Source organism: Rhodococcus sp. ENV425, from assembly GCF_002887785.1.
Taxonomy (GTDB): domain Bacteria; phylum Actinomycetota; class Actinomycetes; order Mycobacteriales; family Mycobacteriaceae; genus Rhodococcus; species Rhodococcus aetherivorans.
In genome coordinates, this window is the sequence record NZ_PCZU01000224.1 from 1 (window position 1) to 1,178 (window position 1,178).

At 75.7% G+C, this 1,178-nt stretch carries 1 protein-coding gene; it reads left to right on the forward strand.

Features of this window, described 5'->3' with window-relative positions; all coding sequences use genetic code 11:
- Positions 1-1,178: condensation domain-containing protein (locus tag CQZ88_RS19605; protein WP_258008689.1), on the forward strand; the 1,178-nt coding region annotated here is incomplete at both ends.

Here is a 1,178-nt window from a genome sequence, read left to right on the forward strand (position 1 = left end):
CCGGCGTCTACAACATCCCGGTGGCGCTGCGCCTGCGGGGCCGGCTCGACATCGCCCCGCTCGCCGCCGCCTTCGGCGACCTGACCGCCCGGCACGAGAGCCTGCGCACCGTGTTCCCCGCCGACGCGGAGGGCCCCCGCCAGGTGATCGTCGACGCGGCGCCCACCGGTCCGGACTTTGTCGACGTCCCCGCGGACGCCGTGCATGCCGCCGTGGCGGGCTTCGCCGGGGCCGGCTTCGACCTGACCGTGGACCTGCCGGTGCGGGCCCGGGTGCTGCGTCTGGGCGCGGAGGAGCACGTGCTGGTGCTGGTGCTGCACCACATTGCCGCGGACGGGGTGTCGGTGGCGCCGCTGGCCCGGGACCTGATCGCCGCGTACGCCGCCCGCACCGCGGGTGCGGCCCCGGCGTGGGCGCCGCTGCCGGTGCAGTACGCCGACTACACGCTGTGGCAACGCGAGGTGCTCGGCGAGCCCGACGACCCCGACTCGACCACCGCCCGGCAACTGGACTTCTGGACCCGCACCCTGGCCGGCCTGCCGGATCGGGTCGTCCTGCCCACCGACCGGCCCGGACCCGCGGTGCAGTCCGGCGCGAGCGCCGACGTCGCCTTCACCGTGGACGCCGGCGTCCACGCCGCGCTGCGCCGCCTCGCCCGCGCCGAGAACGCCACCGTGTTCATGACCCTGCACGCCGCGCTCGTCGCGCTGCTGTCCCGTCTCGGCGCCGGCGACGACATCGCGGTGGGCACCGCGGTGGCCGGCCGCGGCGCCGCCGAACTCGACGACCTGGTCGGGATGTTCGTCAACACCGTGGTCCTGCGCACCGCGGTGCGGCCCGACGCCACGTTCGCCGACCTGGTGGCGCAGGTGCGCGAGGCCGACCTGGCCGCGTTCGCCCACGCCGACGTCGCCTTCGATCAGGTGGTCGAGGCGGTGCGCCCGGCCCGGTCCACCGCGCACCACCCGCTGTTCCAGGTCTCCCTCGCGCTGGCCGACTTCGCGGCACCCACCCTCGAGATCGACGGGCTCGAGATCGCCGTCGAGGACGTCGAGCGTGGCTCCTCGCAGTTCGACCTCGGGCTCGAGCTGCGCGAACACACCGGCGACGACGGCCGGCCCGCCGGGCTGGACGCCACCCTCACCTACGCCACCGACCTGTTCGACGCCGACACCGTC